The sequence below is a fragment of the Xenorhabdus sp. SGI246 genome (genome assembly GCF_040838225.1).
Classification (GTDB): Bacteria; Pseudomonadota; Gammaproteobacteria; order Enterobacterales; family Enterobacteriaceae; genus Xenorhabdus; species Xenorhabdus indica.
Genome location: NZ_JBFPEZ010000026.1, coordinates 66972 through 82888 on the forward strand (window position 1 = coordinate 66972; position 15917 = coordinate 82888).

The 15917-nt window shown below is 44.0% G+C and carries 19 protein-coding genes; 7 read left to right on the plus strand and 12 right to left on the minus strand.

The window, feature by feature from the left end:
- Positions 1-21: 21 nt before the first annotated feature.
- The 10 genes from rapZ to ABLA85_RS06935 all read right to left on the minus strand — a co-directional run bounded on the left by rapZ (position 22) and on the right by ABLA85_RS06935 (position 8045).
- A complete protein-coding gene (rapZ, locus tag ABLA85_RS06890) occupies positions 22-873 on the minus strand; it encodes an RNase adapter RapZ (RefSeq protein ID WP_038259562.1) in 852 nt (283 codons plus the stop codon).
- A gap of 98 nt (positions 874-971) precedes the next feature.
- Positions 972-1439, minus strand: coding sequence for a PTS IIA-like nitrogen regulatory protein PtsN (gene ptsN / locus ABLA85_RS06895; protein WP_367962529.1), 468 nt, complete (start codon positions 1437-1439; stop codon positions 972-974).
- A 207-nt stretch (positions 1440-1646) separates the two neighbouring features.
- Entirely contained in the window at positions 1647-1934 is a 288-nt protein-coding gene (gene hpf, locus ABLA85_RS06900; protein WP_047682002.1) for a ribosome hibernation promoting factor, read from the minus strand.
- Positions 1935-1957: 23 nt separating this feature from the next.
- Positions 1958-3433: an RNA polymerase factor sigma-54 gene (gene rpoN, locus ABLA85_RS06905; protein ID WP_367962532.1), complete on the minus strand. Its 1476-nt coding sequence runs from the start codon at positions 3431-3433 to the stop codon at positions 1958-1960.
- A gap of 56 nt (positions 3434-3489) precedes the next feature.
- Positions 3490-4215, minus strand: coding sequence for an LPS export ABC transporter ATP-binding protein (gene lptB / locus ABLA85_RS06910; RefSeq protein WP_367962534.1), 726 nt, complete (start codon positions 4213-4215; stop codon positions 3490-3492).
- Between the two features lie 6 nt (positions 4216-4221).
- Complete coding sequence (gene lptA / locus ABLA85_RS06915; protein WP_367962536.1) at positions 4222-4770, minus strand: lipopolysaccharide ABC transporter substrate-binding protein LptA; 549 nt, start codon at positions 4768-4770, stop codon at positions 4222-4224.
- Positions 4751-5344 carry an LPS export ABC transporter periplasmic protein LptC gene (gene lptC / locus ABLA85_RS06920; protein WP_367962538.1) on the minus strand — a complete coding sequence of 198 codons (594 nt, stop codon included), beginning with the start codon at positions 5342-5344 and terminating at the stop codon, positions 4751-4753. The genes lptA and lptC overlap by 20 nt, the downstream gene beginning before the upstream one ends.
- 19 nt (positions 5345-5363) lie before the next feature.
- Positions 5364-5927 carry a 3-deoxy-manno-octulosonate-8-phosphatase KdsC gene (gene kdsC, locus ABLA85_RS06925; protein ID WP_367962540.1) on the minus strand — a complete coding sequence of 188 codons (564 nt, stop codon included), beginning with the start codon at positions 5925-5927 and terminating at the stop codon, positions 5364-5366.
- Between the two features lie 121 nt (positions 5928-6048).
- Complete coding sequence (kdsD, locus tag ABLA85_RS06930; protein ID WP_367962543.1) at positions 6049-7017, minus strand: arabinose-5-phosphate isomerase KdsD; 969 nt, start codon at positions 7015-7017, stop codon at positions 6049-6051.
- A gap of 59 nt (positions 7018-7076) precedes the next feature.
- Complete coding sequence (locus tag ABLA85_RS06935) at positions 7077-8045, minus strand: calcium/sodium antiporter (RefSeq protein ID WP_367962545.1); 969 nt, start codon at positions 8043-8045, stop codon at positions 7077-7079.
- A 227-nt stretch (positions 8046-8272) separates the two neighbouring features.
- Here ABLA85_RS06935 and mlaF point away from each other — a divergent pair, with 227 nt between their 5' ends.
- The 7 genes from mlaF (at position 8273) to murA (ending at position 13128) form a co-directional block, all read left to right on the plus strand.
- Positions 8273-9088, plus strand: a complete 816-nt coding sequence (gene mlaF, locus ABLA85_RS06940; RefSeq protein ID WP_367962547.1) for a phospholipid ABC transporter ATP-binding protein MlaF — start codon at positions 8273-8275, stop codon at positions 9086-9088.
- Positions 9089-9121: 33 nt separating this feature from the next.
- Positions 9122-9904: a lipid asymmetry maintenance ABC transporter permease subunit MlaE gene (gene mlaE / locus ABLA85_RS06945; RefSeq protein WP_367962625.1), complete on the plus strand. Its 783-nt coding sequence runs from the start codon at positions 9122-9124 to the stop codon at positions 9902-9904.
- A 4-nt stretch (positions 9905-9908) separates the two neighbouring features.
- Positions 9909-10418 carry an outer membrane lipid asymmetry maintenance protein MlaD gene (gene mlaD, locus ABLA85_RS06950; RefSeq protein ID WP_367962548.1) on the plus strand — a complete coding sequence of 170 codons (510 nt, stop codon included), beginning with the start codon at positions 9909-9911 and terminating at the stop codon, positions 10416-10418.
- A gap of 33 nt (positions 10419-10451) precedes the next feature.
- Positions 10452-11081: a phospholipid-binding protein MlaC gene (mlaC, locus tag ABLA85_RS06955; protein ID WP_367962626.1), complete on the plus strand. Its 630-nt coding sequence runs from the start codon at positions 10452-10454 to the stop codon at positions 11079-11081.
- Position 11082: 1 nt separating this feature from the next.
- Positions 11083-11412: a lipid asymmetry maintenance protein MlaB gene (gene mlaB, locus ABLA85_RS06960; RefSeq protein WP_367962551.1), complete on the plus strand. Its 330-nt coding sequence runs from the start codon at positions 11083-11085 to the stop codon at positions 11410-11412.
- Positions 11413-11562: 150 nt separating this feature from the next.
- Positions 11563-11817, plus strand: coding sequence for a BolA family iron metabolism protein IbaG (gene ibaG, locus ABLA85_RS06965; RefSeq protein WP_367962552.1), 255 nt, complete (start codon positions 11563-11565; stop codon positions 11815-11817).
- 57 nt (positions 11818-11874) lie between these two features.
- Entirely contained in the window at positions 11875-13128 is a 1254-nt protein-coding gene (gene murA, locus ABLA85_RS06970; RefSeq protein WP_367962555.1) for a UDP-N-acetylglucosamine 1-carboxyvinyltransferase, read from the plus strand.
- Between the two features lie 108 nt (positions 13129-13236).
- Here the strand turns inward: murA and degS are convergent, their stop codons facing one another.
- Positions 13237-14295 carry an outer membrane-stress sensor serine endopeptidase DegS gene (gene degS / locus ABLA85_RS06975; protein WP_367962556.1) on the minus strand — a complete coding sequence of 353 codons (1059 nt, stop codon included), beginning with the start codon at positions 14293-14295 and terminating at the stop codon, positions 13237-13239.
- A 163-nt stretch (positions 14296-14458) separates the two neighbouring features.
- The gene (gene degQ, locus ABLA85_RS06980) at positions 14459-15838 is read right to left on the minus strand and encodes a serine endoprotease DegQ (RefSeq protein WP_367962558.1); all 1380 of its coding nucleotides are present in this window, start codon (positions 15836-15838) and stop codon (positions 14459-14461) included.
- Between the last annotated feature and the right edge of the window lie 79 nt (positions 15839-15917).

The window sequence follows — 15917 nt, forward strand, 5'->3', positions numbered from 1 at the left end:
GTTTGGTTGCGTTACATTCGGTTACTTACGTTTTTCCAGTGTGCGGTGACGTGATTGCACGTTTTTACCACGGGAACGGAAGTAATCAGCTAATTGCTCTGCCACATAAACTGAACGATGTTTACCGCCGGTACAACCTATGGCAACTGTCAGATAGCTGCGGTTATTGGTTTCCAGCATCGGCAGCCAGAGTTCAAGATAACTGCGGGTTTGGTAAATGAAGTTATGCACTTCTGTATGACGATCCAAAAATGCGGCAACAGGGCGATCCAACCCTGTCATTGGGCGCAGTTTTGGATCCCAGTGTGGGTTTGGCAGGAAGCGCACATCGAAAACGTAATCTGCATCAATCGGAATACCGTGTTTGAAGCCAAAAGATTCAAACACCATGGTCAGTTCACGTTCACGTTTACCCAATAAACGCGTTCTGAGCATTTCAGCCAGTTCGTGAACTGACATCTCAGACGTATCAATGATCAGATCTGCCCGCGAACGCAGTGGTTCCAGTAGATCGCTCTCTTTGTCGATAGCGCTTTCCAGTGACAGATTTTTGCTTGAGAGTGGATGCAAGCGCCGGGTGTCACTGTAACGACGGATCAATGTGTTACGATCTGCATCAAGAAACAGAAGCTGAGGTGAAAAGCTGTCGGGTAATTTTGTCAGTGCTTCTTCGAAAATTTCGGGTGACTCCGGCATATTTCGCACGTCGATACTGACTGCTGCTGAAATGTCACGCTCGGCTAATGTATTAGCCAGCTCCGGAAGTAACACTACCGGCAGGTTATCTACACAATAGAACCCCATATCTTCCAGTGCACGCAGGGCTACGGATTTACCAGAACCAGAACGACCGCTGACTATCATCAGCACCATGAGATGACTCCCCTTAATGTCTCAGCGGTTCGTTAGAACCGCTGCTGTTTTTTTATTGCTTTTCAACAATCAATTGTAACCGCAATTGTAATCGTTATTTATTCAGTAATGATTTTGTAGAGTTCTTCATCACTTTGCGCTGAACGCAAACGACGACAAAGATTTTTATCTGACAGCCGTTTTGCAATCAATGAAAGTGAATGCAAATGGATCTGACACTGGTTAGATGGAACCAATAAAGCAAATAGCAAGTCAACAGGTTGATTATCAATAGCATCAAAGGTAATCGGTTGTTCTAGATGCAAAAATACACCAACGGCATTATTTGAGCATTCTGTCTCCAGCTTGCCGTGAGGAATGGCAATCCCGCTGCCAATACCTGTTGTACCTACTTTCTCGCGGGAAAGAATGGCTTCAAATACGGCATTTTCTGGTAAATTAAGCCGTTTCGATGCCAGCTCGCTGATAATCTCTAAGGCGCGCTTTTTACTCGAACAAGGTACGTTGTTACGCGTACATTCGGATGAAAGCACTGAACTTAGTGGTAAATCTGTTTCGTTGTTCATTTCTTTATTCACTTAGGGCCTGTAATACCAGATACCTGAGTTTAGGCATCTGGTATCAGAGCACTATTTATGCTTATGCCATTGAGCCTTCTGGTTGTTTCTTTCGTTAGCTGCATTCATTTATTGCCTACTTTGATGCAACCGGAAGTCTATTGGATATAGATAGAACAGTGCTAATCTTATGACAGTCCCGTTGTCTGAAAACTGTTAATGTTGTCTCAATTTACTTTTATGTTTGGTCAATTGACGAGCCAGTTTGTCTGCAAGCGCATCAATTGCTGCATACATATCTTCATGCTCTGAACTCGCATGCAACTCTCCTCCATTGACATGCACCGTGGCTTCAGCGATTTTTTGCACCTTTTCCACTCGGAGGATGACCTGAATAAGGTTAATCTTATCGAAATATTGATCCAATTTGCCGCATTTTGTGTTTACAACGTTGCGTAGTGCATCAGTGATTTCAAGATTGTGGCCTGTAACATTGAGTTGCATAGTGTTTTCCTTCTCTGTGTTGTTCAAACCAACTTTTTACGTTGGTTTGAAGGCGGGATGGATAACGACTCTCTATATTTTGCGACAGTTCGACGTGCTACTTGAATGCCTTGCTCGGCAAGTAAGTTTGTCAATTTACTGTCACTCAGTGGCTTGGCCGGGTTTTCTGCCGCGACCAATTTTTTCACCAGTGCACGTATCGCCGTAGAAGAGGCTTCGCCTCCGCTATCAGTGTTAACGTGACTGGAGAAAAAATATTTCAATTCAAAAATCCCGCGTGGACTATGCAGATATTTCTGGGTTGTCACACGGGAAATGGTAGATTCATGCATGTCAACCTGATAGGCGATATCAGCCAGTACCAGTGGTTTCATGTATTCCGCACCATATTCAAAGAAATCTTGCTGTCGCTCCACAATGCAGTGACTGACTTTCAATAACGTTTCATTGCGACTTTCAAGACTTTTTATCAGCCACTTAGCTTCTTGCAGGTTATTACGGATAAACAGGCTGTCACTCTCATTATGAGATTGTTGCCCTAGTGCAGCATAATGCTGATTAATGCGCAGACGAGGGATGTTATCGATATTCAGCCTGACCTGCCAGCGTTCATTCTCTTTCTGGACTAATACATCGGGAATAACGTATTCGGATTCTCCGGTATTCACCATTAATCCGGGCCTCGGCTCCAGTGACTGAATAATATCAATTGCTGCTTTTAATGCACTTTCTTTTAATTTGCTTTGTCGCAACAAATTTCGAAAGTCCCGGTTGCCCAATAGTTCAAGGTACTTACTGGTAACCAGTTTTGCTTCGTTCAGGTAAGGTGTTTCTGCTGGTAGCATTGTAAGTTGGATTAGCAGACATTCACGTAAATTACGTGCCGCAACACCAATGGGATCAAAGTGTTGTACTCGCTTGAGTACGGCTTCGACTTCTTCTAATGTCAGTTCATCATCACCAATGCTGACAAGGATCTCCTCGACAGGGACTGTCAGGTAGCCTGTTTCGTCAATGGCATCAATGATCGATGTGGCGATGGCTGAATCTGTTTCAGTAAAGGGAGTCAATGCAGCCTGCCACATTAAATAATCTTGTAATGTCTGGGTCGTTTCACCTTGATAGATGGGAAAATCATCTGCGCTGTAGTCACTTTTTGCTCCCAGGGATGGACCCGCAGTGTAAATTTCATCCCAACTGGTATCAAGGGGAAGCTCTTCAGGCATATCCCGTTGCTCAAGGGCTTCAAGAGCATCCATGACTTTTGTTTCGCTATCAGGATATGTTTCTGCATCAGGGGCTGTTTGTGCATCAGAATAGCCTTGGATATCCATTTCTTGATGTAGTTCTTCTTGCTCAAGCATAGGATTGGCTTCCAAAGCCAGTTGGAGCTCCTGTTGAAGTTCAAGCGTAGAAAGTTGCAACAAACGGATAGCTTGCTGAAGTTGCGGCGTCATCGTCAATTGCTGACTGAGTTTGAGTTGCAAACTTTGCTTCATAACGATCTCACTTCCTCCTGAACTGAATGCCCCTGAATTTTTCCTGACAATGAGTTTTAAAGCCGGAAGCCCTCACCCAGATAAACACGCTTAACTTGCTCATTGCTGAGGATATCTTCTGGTGTACCGTGGGCAATCAAATGCCCCTGACTGACAATGTAAGCGCGTTCACAAACATCCAGTGTTTCACGGACGTTATGGTCAGTAATCAGAACGCCCAGACCACAGTCCCGTAAGTGTTGAATGATCTTTTTAATATCAAGAACAGAAATAGGGTCAACACCTGCAAAAGGTTCATCCAACAGAATAAATTTAGGATTTGCGGCCAATGCGCGGGCGATTTCCACACGACGGCGTTCCCCCCCGGACAGTGATTGACCAAGGTTATTACGCAAATGAGAAATATGAAACTCTTCCATCAATTCTTCGGCACGCGCTTTGCGTTGTTCCTGATTGATATCCTTACGGATCTCAAGAACTGCCATTAAATTATCGAACACACTCAGCCGACGGAAGATAGAGGCTTCCTGTGGTAAGTAACCGATGCCCTGGCGGGCACGTTCATGCAGAGGTAGCAGGCTGATATCTTCATGGTCTATAGTGATAGTGCCTGCATCACGTGGCACAATACCAACAACCATATAGAAAGTTGTGGTTTTACCTGCACCGTTTGGCCCAAGCAGGCCCACAATTTCACCTGATTTTACTTTCAGGCTGACATCCTCAACGACCTTACGTCCCTTATAAGCTTTTGCCAGATTGTCCGCGTTTAATATTGCCATACGTCGTTATTTACTCTTTTTATTAACATCAGTGTTGTTAACACTAGGGCCTTTTTCCTGCAACTGAGAAGGTAACAGGACAGTGGTGACATGCTTACCTTTATCGCTAAAGGCTTCCATTTGCTGTGTTGGCACTAAGTAGGTGATTTTATCGCCTTTGATGTTACTGTCGAGCTGTTCAAGATAAGCATTGCCTGTCAGTGTGACTAGCTCGCTACCCATTTCATAGCGCATCTTTGCAGCATGGCCTTTGATGGGCTTACCATCATCCTGCAATTGGTAAAACGTTGCAGGATTGCCATAGGCTTCGATAACGGTTTTTTTCGAATCACCATCAGGGCGGGTAACAACAACCTTATCAGCCCGAATATCGATAGAACCTTGCTTTACGATAACATTATCCGTAAATGTGGCAACGTTCCCCGTTACATCCAAAGATTGTCTGGCTGAATCAATGGTAATGGGTTTTTGCGTGTCATCTTTCAATGCCAGTGCCGGCAGGCTAACTGCAACCAGTGTACTGGTAATCAGGGTATTACGGATTAGGTTCTTCATGTGGAATCTCATAGCGAGTGCTTACCTTTTCAATCAATTCAGCAGTTTTGTCTCGTAGATTGCCGCGCATTCTCATGCCAACAGATTGCAGTCCGACTCCCTCTAAAGTGACTTTATCGTCAGAAGCAACATCCTGAGTCACGAGATTGACTGTTGCATTATCTGTTGTGATCTTTTGCAATTGCGATGTGTTATTCAAGCTGTCCACTTGGACATCCCCATATAAGTAGAGCATATCATCATGGGTAAGTTTTGCTTTATTGGCGCGTACAGTCCATGTTGGTTTTGGGGATGTGGATGAGCTGTTAGCATCAAAAGTCGTCAAAACTGGCTTGGTAAACCAAGTCAGCTTTGTTTCCGTATAATTTTTAACATCATCTGCCACGAGTTTATAAGCCAATTTACCCCCTGGATCATAAACAAATGTGATGGCTTCCTCTGTTTGGTAAGTAGGATAACTATCATCTAAAATAGGTGATGAAGTGTCTTGATTTGAATTGGATAAATTCCAGCCAATCAATGCAAGCACAATCAAAGTCAGTATTGCGATCAGCCAGGATTGAGTTCTGCTCATTCTTTTTTCAGTTCATATTTTATATTGATAACCCTTTGGCATCTTCAAGCTTATTCTGAGCGAAAAGCACCAAATCACAAAGTTCTCTGACTGCCCCACGACCACCAGCAATCTGAGTCACATAATCTGCCTTCGGCAGTAATAGTGGGTGAGCATCGGCCACCGCAACCGATAATCCGACCTGAGCCATGACAGGCCAATCAATCAGGTCATCGCCGATATAGGCAACCTGTTCAGGTTGTAGCGCTAGTTTATCCAACAGTTCCTGATACGCCAAAGTCTTATCGTTCTGACCTTGGTAAAGATAGGTAATACCAAGAGTTTTTGCGCGATTTTCCAACAACTTGGCTTGGCGGCCAGTTATAATTGCAACTTCGATACCGGAGGTAATTAAACAACGGATACCATAACCGTCACGAACATTAAAGGCTTTCAGCTCTTCACCCTCGTTGCCCATGTATATCAGGCCATCTGACATGACACCATCAACATCACAGATCAATAGGCGGATCTTTTGGGCTTTCTCGATAATTTCTTTATTTACTGGGCCATAACAGGTATCCAGATAATCGTTTTGCTTCATTCAGGAATTCTCTACTACATTATTGTCACTAGCGTTGTGTTATAACCAGTATTAAATTGTGACAGGCCCTTGGTTGCAGGCCTGTTGATTAACTATCTTACCAGATTTGCATGGCTGGTTTTTATACAACTCCTGCTTGTAATAGGTCGTGCATATGTAATACACCAAGCAAGGTGTTGCCTTCTGTAACCAGTAGGGAGGTAATATGGCGTGATTGCATCAGATTCAGGGCATCAACAGCTAACGCATTCGGTTTGATGCGGATACCCCCTGTGGTCATAACATCAGAAATTTTGGCGTTATTTAAATCGATACCCATATCGAAAACGCGGCGTAGATCCCCGTCAGTAAAGATACCATCGATCTGCATATCATCACCACAGATGACAGTCATACCCAGTTTTTTTCGTGTGATTTCTATCAATGCTTCACGCAGAGAGGCAGTGTGAGGTACTCGGGGAATGTCATCACCGATGGTCATTAGGTCACTGGCCAGTAGCAAAAGTTTGCGTCCAAGTGCACCACCGGGGTGGGAAAGGGCGAAATCTTCTGCGGTAAAACCACGGGCTTCCAGTAGTGCAAGGGCGAGAGCATCACCCATGACCAGCGTTGCGGTTGTACTGGTTGTGGGAGCCAATCCTAATGGGCAGGCTTCTTGTGGTGTTTTGATGCACAGATGGACATCAGAGGCTTTACCCATGCTACTGTTACAGTTATTTGTCATACAGATGAGTGGGACTTTTTGCCGCTTAAGTATCGGAATTAAGGCGAGGATCTCATTGGATTCACCAGAATTGGAAATGGCTATGACAATGTCTTTTGGGGTCACCATGCCGAGATCACCATGACTGGCTTCTCCAGGGTGGACAAAGAACGACGGAGTGCCGGTGCTGGCAAATGTTGCCGCCATTTTTCTTCCTATATGGCCGGATTTACCCATCCCCATGACAATGACTTTGCCCTCGCAGTCAAACATTAACTCACAGGCTTTGCTGAAATCATCATTGATATACTGTTCCAATCTCGTCAATCCGTCGAGTTCGATATGTAATACTCTCTTACCTGCTTGCTGAAAATCGATCTTAGGCATTTCTACTCCCACTTCTTCCCATTCAATCGGTAATTATTCAGTACATTAATTACCGGATATTAATCACCAGACATCACAAAAAGTACGACAAAATAAGCGATAAAACAGCCGAGTAATAGCGCGCCGTTCAATCGGTTCAATCGATGTTTTCTCCTCACACAGAATAGCGTGAATAGTACACTTGCTGCCATCATGATCCAAAAATCCCGGGAAAAGGCATAGAGTGAAATAACACTGGGTGAAAATATGCTGGAAATACCTAATACAAAGGTCATGTTGAAAACATTAGAACCAATGATATTTCCTATTGCCATATCATTTTCACCTTTAATGGCCGCAGCAATAGAAGTCGCAAGTTCAGGCAGGCTTGTTCCCACAGCCAAAATTGTCAGTCCAATAACCAGATCACTGATACCATAAATATGTGCAATGACAGTAGCATTATCAATGACCATGCGGGTAGATATCGGCAGGATAATTAATCCTAAAACAACCCAAAGCAGCGCGATCCCTTTGTTGCCTTCAATGGGCAGTTCTGAATCCCGTTCCCGTGTGTAGTTATCGATATCATTACATTGGGAGTTTGCTGTCATTTTTATCATTATTGATATGAAAAATAGAGCGGTAAACAACAGAACAATGCCATCCAAACGACTCAGGTAATTATTGGACAACAAGTAGCCTGCAAACCCTATAATCAGCAACATCAGAGGCAATTCTCGCCGCAAAATTTCTGATTGTACTGTTATTGGACGAATAAGTGCGACTGCACCGGTAATTAACAGTAAATTTGTAATATTAGAACCGATTGCATTACCCACAGCCATGTTTGGTAACCCATTCAGACTTGCGGTGACAGATACCATCAATTCTGGCAAAGAGGTGCCGATTCCCATGACCACCAGGCCAATAATAAAAGGGGGTATTTTTAATGAGCGGGCAAACACCGCAGCACCATATACTAATCTATCAGAACCGTACACCAGTAAAATCAACCCAGTAATGAGCAGTACAATAGTCAGAAACATGATGTGTTCCTTAGATAAGATTTAATTGAGCACAATGCCAGTATTGGTTGATTTGTAAACAAAAATATTTATTTAGTCAGAGTTATATATTCTGAAGGTCGAACGATAAAAAGTAAAATTTGCTATCACTTTGCTAACGCAAATTTGGCAATTTTTTTGTAGTATGCATCACTGATTATTTGGAAACAGTAAGCAATTAGTTTATTAACAATTAAGGGCTATCAATAATGAGTCAACAAACAGAAAATCTTATTGAGATCAGCGGAATGTATTTCACCCGTGGTCAACGCCCAATTTTTGCTGATATTAATCTGACCGTCCCCAAAGGGAAAATAACCGCTATCATGGGTCCTTCTGGTATTGGAAAAACGACGCTGCTGCGTTTGATTGGTGGGCAACTCCGTCCTGAGCGTGGTGAAATTTGGTTTGATGGCGATAATATCCCAGCATTGTCCCGCCCCCGCCTTTATGCTGTCCGTAAGAAAATGAGCATGTTATTTCAGTCAGGTGCGTTATTTACGGATCTGAATGTTTTTGACAATGTTGCTTTTCCCTTACGTGAGCATACCGATCTGCCCGAAGAGTTAATTTATACTACGGTAATGATGAAACTGGAAGCCGTAGGATTGCGTGGTGCTGCCCAATTGATGCCATCGGAGTTATCCGGGGGTATGGCAAGACGGGCTGCTTTGGCGAGAGCGATTGCACTGGATCCTCATTTAATCATGTTTGATGAGCCATTTGTTGGTCAAGATCCGATTACAATGGGTGTTCTGGTAAAGTTGATCGATGAACTTAATCACGCTCTTGGTGTTACCTGTGTTGTGGTTTCTCATGATGTTCCTGAAGTATTAAGTATTGCTGATTATGCTTACATTGTGGCTGAAAAAAAGGTCATTGCAGAAGGTACACCGGAGCAATTGAAAATGAATCAGGATCAACGGGTACGACAGTTCCTGGATGGCATTGCTGATGGGCCAGTGCCTTTCCGTTTCCCTGCGGGGGATTATAAAACCGAGTTATTAGCTAATAAAATTAGTTAGTAACAAAATAGTTATTAGGATAATGGAATGTTGATGTTAACACGGGCATTGGCAACATTAGGCAGGCGAGCGATTGAAGTTGCCGCTTCATTCGGCCGTGCGGGGTTCATGCTGTTCAGCGCAATTATTGGTAAACCGGAACCTGCCAGACAATGGTTATTATTGCGCCAGCAGCTTTATAGGGTAGGTGTACAGTCACTACTGATTATTGTTGTTTCAGGTTTATTTATTGGCATGGTTTTAGCGTTGCAGGGCTATTTGGTGCTGAGAACTTTCAGTGCTGAAGGTAGCCTTGGCATGATGGTAGCTTTATCGCTGTTGCGGGAATTAGGCCCGGTAGTGACAGCACTCTTATTTGCTGGTCGCGCAGGTTCTGCATTGACCGCAGAAATTGGCTTGATGAAAGCGACAGAACAAATTTCCAGTTTGGAAATGATGGCAGTGGATCCATTACGTCGGATTATCGCCCCACGTTTCTGGGCTGGTTTTATCAGTATGCCTTTGTTATCGATGATCTTTGTTGCAGTTGGCATTCTGGGCGGTGTGATGGTCGGTGTGGATTGGAAAGGCATTGATAGTGGTTTTTTCTGGTCTTCCATGCAGTCAGCGGTGGAATGGCAGAAAGATATACTTAATTGTTTTCTTAAGAGCGTAGTTTTTGCCATCACGGTTACATGGATCGCGCTGTTCAATGGTTATGACGCTATCCCAACATCGGAAGGGATCAGCAGGGCAACGACGCGCACAGTAGTTCATGCGTCGTTAGCAGTATTGGGCTTGGATTTTGTGTTGACGGCACTGATGTTTGGGAACTAATTCGATGCAAAGTAAGAAAAATGAAATTTGGGTTGGAAGTTTTGTCGTAATTGCACTGGCAGCAATCATTTTTTTATGTCTGAAAGTCGCTGATATTCGGTCTTTCGGTAGTCAGACCACTTATCGTGTTACTGCTGCATTTGACAATATTGGTGGATTGAAAGAACGTTCTCCTGTCAAAATCGGGGGCGTTGTTATTGGCCGGATAGGGAAAATCTGGCTGGATAAGAAAAGCTATACTCCACAGGTCGAGCTGGATATTTTCACGCAGTACGACAACATTCCAAGTTCCAGTTCTCTTTCTATTCGGACCTCTGGTCTGTTGGGTGAACAATATGTCGCGTTGAATGTCGGGTTTGATGATCCTGATTTGGGCGTCACCATGCTGAAAGATGGAGATCGAATTGAGGACACCAAACCTGCGATGGTCCTTGAAGACTTAATTGGTCAGTTCCTGTACAAGAGTGGTGGCGGAGATCATCAGTCTTCTGCTGCACCCGCACAGGCACACTAACCCATAATCCACTGCTTAGGAGAAGTGCTAATGATGTTTAAGCGATTACTTATGGCTGCCTTACTGGTGGTTGCACCATTCGCCAGTGCTATTGATCAAACCAACCCTTATGCATTAATGAAAGATGCAGCGGAAAAAACGTTCTCTCGTTTGAAGAATGAACAGCCGCAGATTCAGGCAAATCCTGAAATACTGCGTCAGATTGTGCATCAGGAATTAATGCCTTATGTGCAGGCAAAATATGCAGGGGCATTGGTATTAGGGCCTTACTACAAGCAAGCGACACCAGAGCAGCGTGACGCTTATTTCAAGGCATTTGAGTCTTATCTGGAGCAAGCTTATGGTCAGGCTCTGGCAATGTATCATGGACAAAATTACCAGATTGCTCCTGAGCAACCATTGGGTGATAAGACTATCGTAGCGATCCGGGTCACCATCACAGATCCTAATGGTCAACCACCTGTTCGTCTCGACTTTCAGTGGCGAAAAAACAGTAAAACCGGTAACTGGCAGGCTTACGACATGATAGCAGAAGGTGTGAGCATGATTACGACAAAACAGAATGAGTGGTCGGAAATTTTGCGCCAGAAAGGTATTAATGGTTTAACAGAGCAACTGAAAATCAGTGCACAAGTTCCAATCACTCTGGAAAAGAAAAAGTGATATGAAAAGCCGGGAAAAGGATAAAGAGCCTGATAGAATAGTGCAGTTAAGTTGGGAACAAGAAGGAAACACGCTGTTTCTGAAAGGTACGTTGGATCGCGATAGCCTGCTATCCTTTTGGCAGGAAAGAGACAACGTATTGGCTCAAATAGATAATATTGATGTTTCCCAACTTGAACATGTGGATTCCACGGGGCTGGCTTTATTTGTACGCGTAAAAGGCGACAGGCAGCAACAAGGCAAAGAGCTGACATTTTCTGGTATAGGGGAGCGCCTGAAAACGCTTATTGCGCTTTATGGTCTGCAAAGTATCTTTGCGGGCCATTTATAATCTGAGAATAACTCACCAGAAAGATGGTGGGTATAATTATCGCCCTTATGAGTCCTTGCCTTATAAGGGCGTTTTTCTTGGTTTAAGAGTCGCCTGGATTCCATTACGATAGGCGTCTACTATTATTTTAACAGCGAGTGTGAGCAAACTATGGATACTAATGACATTAAAAAGGTACTGATGGAAAAGTTAGTGCTTGATGAAGTTATCGTTAGTGGTGATGGTAGCCATTTTCAGGTAATTGCAGTGGGTGAAATTTTTGCTGAGTTAAGCCGTGTCAAACAACAACAGACAGTTTATGCACCCCTGATGGAATACATCGCTGATAATCGCATTCACGCTTTGTCAATTAAAACCTACACTCCAGCACAATGGCAACGTGACCGCAAGCTCCAGGGATTTTGAGGTTGTTTGCATCGCCGCGAACAGCACACTTTGAATTAAACAAGAGAATCATGACAGATGGATAAATTTCGAGTGAAAGGGCCTACCTGCTTGTCAGGAGAGGTGACTATTTCCGGGGCAAAAAATGCCGCATTACCAATTCTGTTCGCAGCGTTGCTGGCGGAAGAGCCAGTTGAATTACAGAATGTTCCTGAATTAAAAGACATTGATACCACAATCAAACTGCTGAACCGTTTGGGAACGAAAGTAGAACGCAATGGTTCGGTATTTGTTGATGCCAGAGAGGTCAATAAATATTGTGCTCCTTATGAGCTGGTTAAGACCATGCGTGCTTCTATTTGGGCATTGGGGCCACTGGTAGCCCGTTTTGGGCAGGGACAGGTTTCTTTACCCGGTGGTTGCGCTATCGGGGCCCGTCCTGTTGATCTTCATATTTCCGGACTAGAACAGCTTGGTGCAAAGATTGTACTGGAAGAAGGGTATGTTAAAGCGTCTGTAGATGGTCGTTTAAAAGGTGCCAGCATCGTTATGGATAAAGTGAGTGTTGGTGCAACGGTAACTATCATGACAGCAGCAACACTGGCGGAAGGTAAAACCATCATTGAAAATGCAGCACGCGAACCTGAAATTGAAGATACGGCCAATTTCCTGAATACATTGGGTGCAAAAATTACGGGTGCAGGAACCGATCGCATTGTGATTGAAGGTGTCGAACGTTTAGGTGGTGGTGTCTATCGTGTATTACCTGATCGCATCGAAACAGGCACTTTTCTTGTTGCAGCGGCGGCTTCCCGTGGAAAGGTTATCTGTCGCAAGGCTAAGCCAGATACATTGGATGCTGTTCTGGCTAAATTACGTGAAGCCGGAGCTGATATTCAGGTAGGTGATGACTGGATTAGTTTGGATATGCATGGTAAACGACCAAAAGCAGTCACATTTCGCACTGCACCACATCCGGGCTTCCCGACTGATATGCAGGCACAATTTAGTTTACTGAATATCGTTGCTGAAGGTGCGGGCATGATCACCGAAACTATTTTCGAAAATCGTTTTATGCATATCCCTGAATTGATTCGTATGGGCGCACATGCAGAAATTGAAAGTAACACTGTACTTTGCCACGGTGTAGAAAAATTATCTGGTGCTCAGGTGATGGCAACGGATTTACGCGCTTCTGCCAGTTTGGTATTAGCTGGCTGTATTGCGGAAGGAACAACCACCGTCGATCGTATTTACCATATTGACCGGGGCTACGAGCATATTGAAGATAAGTTGCGTGGTCTGGGTGCCAATATTGAACGCATTAAGTAGGATAAATATATTCTCTCCCCAATATGTGGGAGAGAATATGCGAGAGAAAATGGGGGAAAGAATTGAACTGAACTGAAAACCTGAACGTTTCCCATCTAATGATGGATCTCAGTGTTCATCAAATTCCTCAATCGTAACGTTGAAAGTAAGGGTTTGACCATCGCGTAAAACGGTAACAGGAACGATGCTACCGGGACGGATTTCAGCAACTTGATCCATTACTTCGGGAGGTGAAATTGCAGGCTTATGGTTAAAGCTGATAATGATATCCCCCACTTGAATGCCTGCCTTTTTGGCGGGGCTGCCCGGTAAAAGCTGGAAAACCCGGACCCCCTGAATTTGATGGATATTGGTCCCTGAAGAACGAATATTAGGTAGTTCTTTTGTTGAAATACCAATATATCCTCTGATAACACGTCCATCACGGATTAATTTCTGCATGATTTTTGTTGCAAGCTCTGTGGGTATAGCAAATCCTAATCCTTCAGGTGTAGAACCAAACTCAGACTTATCAAATGACAGCGTATTAATGCCTACCAGTTCTCCTAATGTATTAACCAACGCGCCGCCGGAACTACCCTGATTAATTGACGCGTCTGTTTGCAGAAAATTTTGTCGCCGTGTCGGGCTGAGTCCGACACGCCCGGTCGCACTGATAATACCCTGAGTAATTGTCTGCCCTAAGTTGTAAGGGTTGCCAATTGCCAGCACGATATCGCCCACATGGGGAGTATGTTTGAGATTGATCGGGATCACCGGGAGATTTTCAGCGTTTATCTTGAGAACAGCCAGATCGGTCGGGCCATCAGAGCCGACTAATAGCGCTTCATAAAAATGCCCATCTTGCAACGCCACAATAATAGATCCCACTTTATTGATGACGTGTCTGTTGGTGAGTATGTAGCCCTGCTCACTCATGATGACACCAGAACCCAGAGGGATAAGCTCCCGTGGTTCATGGGAAAAGCTACCTATGCTGGTGCTGTAGATGTTAACGACAGCAGGAGCTGCCCGGCGAACCCCCTGACTGTAACTGGAAGGTTTTTCTGTGTCGTTGCTATATAGGAAATTATTTAACTTATTGGGACGCAGTGATGGTATGGCAACCAGTAAAATCGCTGCAATAAGTAATCCTACCAATATGGAGCGCAGTAATTTAATCAGCATGGCATTATTCAATAATCAATAAGTTAAAAAAGCATAGCACAGAAGCGAGCAGACACAGCTTATGCTGTGTCTGCCTTTTCTATACCTTTTATCTTTCAGGTTGTTGTTGTCACACTGTTTTGTTGTCACACTACAATCTGAAATTCATAGAGGTATATATCGATTAACTATGCAGCAGTAGGTAAATGTTATCGCTACCACGCAGAATATTCAGGGCAATAACGGAGGGTTTTTCTTCCAGTATTTTTTGCAGTTCATTGATGTTTTTAACTCGAACATTATTAGCACCGATAATCAAATCATTCTTCTGCAAACCTACCATTGCTGCTGGTGAATTTTTGGCAACTGCATCGACTTTTACGCCAGGTGTGTTATTCACGATGCTAGTACTGAGAGTTGCACCTTGCAGAGCAATACTCAGTTTTTCTGCTTTAGTTGCCTGATTTTCACTGTTTTCCAGTATGACAGTGACTTCCATTGGCTTCCCTTTACGCAGTAAACCAACTTTGACCTCTTTACCTGGAAGGGTAGTGCCAATTTTCGCCCTTAACTCAGCAAAGCTATTAATTTTTTTGCCATCAATGGAGACCAATACATCTCCTGGCTTGATACCCGCTTTAGCCGCAGCAGACTTAGGCGTGACTTCACTGACAAATGCACCTTGTTGCGCATCAATATTCAGTGCCTTGGCGATATCTGCTGACATTTCGGTGCCTCTGATACCGAGCAGGCCACGTTTTACTTCACCATGAGCAATCAGTTGATCAGCTAAGTTCTTAGCCATATTACTTGGGATGGCAAAGCCAATACCAACATTGCCACCGCTTGGTGCGACGATAGCAGTATTAATACCAATCAGCTCCCCTTTCAGGTTAATCAGAGCACCACCAGAGTTACCCCGGTTAATGGAGGCATCGGTCTGAATAAAGTTTTCCAGACCTTCCAGATTCAGGCCACTACGGCCAAGGGCGGAAATGATCCCTGAGGTAACGGTTTGCCCTAACCCAAATGGGTTGCCGATGGCAACAGCATAGTCACCGACACGTAGCTGATCTGAGTTAGCAAATTTGATGGCGGTCAGATTCTTGGCATCTTTTAACTGTAAAAGAGCAATGTCAGTTTGTGGGTCACGCCCGATGAGTTTGGCTGAATATTCACGCCCGTCATTTAGCTGGACTTTAATTTTATCCGCATTGTTGATGACGTGATTGTTAGTAAGTACGTACCCTTTATCGACATTAATAATGACACCAGAACCTAATCCCTGGAATGGCCGGCTTCTTTTTTCCATCGGCGGAAAACCTGGCCCAAAGAAGAACTGGAAGTCTTCTGGTAGCTGGAGCTGTTGGGTTTGTACTTCAGTACCAGCAACATGTATGGTAACGACGGAAGGAAGAACTTTTTCCAGCATTGGAGCCAGGCTCGGCAATTCTTGAGAGGCCATGGCAGCAGGTAAAGCTGCATTACTTACCATTGGAACTGAAGCCAAAGATAATCCAATACTGATCGCAAGTGCGCTGAGCAATGTGTTTTTACTTTTCATTGAATACGTTCTCTTACATACCTAAGCCAGAAAAGGAAAATCGTACTTAAAATTCCCATCTCACAAGAAAATTCTGCTT